Genomic DNA, 1481 nt, shown 5'->3' on the forward strand with positions numbered 1-1481 from the left:
GCCGCAGATGGCCACGTCGGCGCCAAGGCTCAGGAAGCGCTCGGCCATCGCGCGGCCGAGGCCCGTGCCGCCGCCGGTCACGAGGATGCGCTGGCCGCTCATCAGGGAAGCTTCGAACATGCTTTGTCTCCTTGGTCGTTGCGGCAGCGGCAAGGACGAGCGCTGCCATGGCGCATGCTACGCGCGCCGCCTCGATGGCGGCTTGCGGAATCTGGCTTCTCCCCGCGCCGCACGGGTGAGAATGGCCGCTGACCTGTTTCTCCGGATCAACGCCCCATGTCCAGTGCCACCCCCATCTCCTTCCAACCGCTAGAAGGCGTGCGCGTGCTGAGCCTTGCGCTCAACCTGCCCGGGCCAGCGGCGCTGCTGCGCTGTCGTGGCATGGGCGCCACCTGCCTGAAGCTCGAGCCGCCAGGCGGCGACCCGATGGCGCTCTACAACAAGCCCGCGTATGCCGCACTGCACGAAGGCATCGCCATCGAAACGGCCGATCTGAAGACAGACGCAGGGCAACAGCAACTGCACGCCGAGCTCGCGCAAACGGACGTGCTGCTCACGTCGTTCCGCCCCTCCGCGCTGCGCAAGCTCGGCCTCGACTGGCCTGCGCTGCAGGCGCGCCACCCGTCGCTGTCGCAAGTGGCCATCGTCGGCGCGCCGGGCGAACGCGCCGAGGAGCCGGGCCACGACCTGACTTACCTCGCCGAAAGCGGGCTTGTCACCGGCACCGAGCTTCCGCCGACGCTCTACGCCGACATGGGCGGCGCCCTGCTCGCCAGCGAGGCGGTGCTGAAGGCCATGCTGCTGCAGTCCCGCAAGCCGGGCGGCGTGTACCTCGAAGTGGCGCTGAACGCCTCGGCCGACTGGCTCGCCCTGCCCCGCACCTGGGGCCTGACGCAGCCCTCGGGCACGGTCGGCGGCGCGCATGCCGGCTACCGCGTCTACCCCTGCGCCGATGGCCGCGTGGCCGTGGCCGCGCTGGAGCCGCACTTCGCCGACCGGCTCTGCGAAGCGGCGCAGATCGCCTCGCGCGACATGCTGGCGCCGGCCACGCACGAGGCGCTGGCCGCCTGGCTGGCGACGCGCACGCGCGCCGAACTCGAAGCCATGAGCCGCGCGCGCGACGTGCCGCTGCTCACACTCGCCGGCTGATTCAGCGACTGGCGCCGTCGCGCTGCCGGTCTTCGCGCTTGAGCGCGAGGTAAGTGTCGAGATCAACTTCGTGCAACTGGCGCGGGTACTGCTCGGCCGCCGCGAACCAGCGGGGCTGGCGGCGGTCGGCCTGCTCCGGCCCTGGAGCCGAAAGGTACGCATCTAGCGTCAGGAAGTAGCGCATCGCATTGCGCTCCACCAGCCCGCGCAGGCCGCGGATGTAGTCGGGCTTGCCTTCCGGCGTCTTGCCCAGCACGGTGAAGCCCACCTTGTCGCTGCCGAAGGTCGCCAGGTAGGCCATGGTGCCCAGCCGCACCATGGTGTTGTGGTCA

The 1481-nt window shown here is 70.6% G+C and carries 2 protein-coding genes and 1 pseudogene; 1 reads left to right on the top strand and 2 read right to left on the bottom strand.

The genetic code is table 11. The annotated features are described in order from the left end of the window. Positions 1-120, bottom strand: a 120-nt coding sequence (locus tag ACSFA3_RS23045; RefSeq protein WP_435507773.1) for an SDR family NAD(P)-dependent oxidoreductase, incomplete at its 3' end; no start/stop codon positions are given. Between the two features lie 156 nt (positions 121-276). Here ACSFA3_RS23045 and ACSFA3_RS23050 point away from each other — a divergent pair. After that, positions 277-1149 carry a CoA transferase gene (locus tag ACSFA3_RS23050; RefSeq protein WP_435465494.1) on the top strand — a complete coding sequence of 291 codons (873 nt, stop codon included), beginning with the start codon at positions 277-279 and terminating at the stop codon, positions 1147-1149. Position 1150: 1 nt separating this feature from the next. Here the strand turns inward: ACSFA3_RS23050 and ACSFA3_RS23055 are convergent. Next, positions 1151-1481: pseudogene (locus ACSFA3_RS23055) on the bottom strand (hypothetical protein); the annotation flags it as partial.

The organism is Variovorax glucosi (assembly GCF_051216695.1).
Classification (GTDB): domain Bacteria; phylum Pseudomonadota; class Gammaproteobacteria; order Burkholderiales; family Burkholderiaceae_C; genus Variovorax.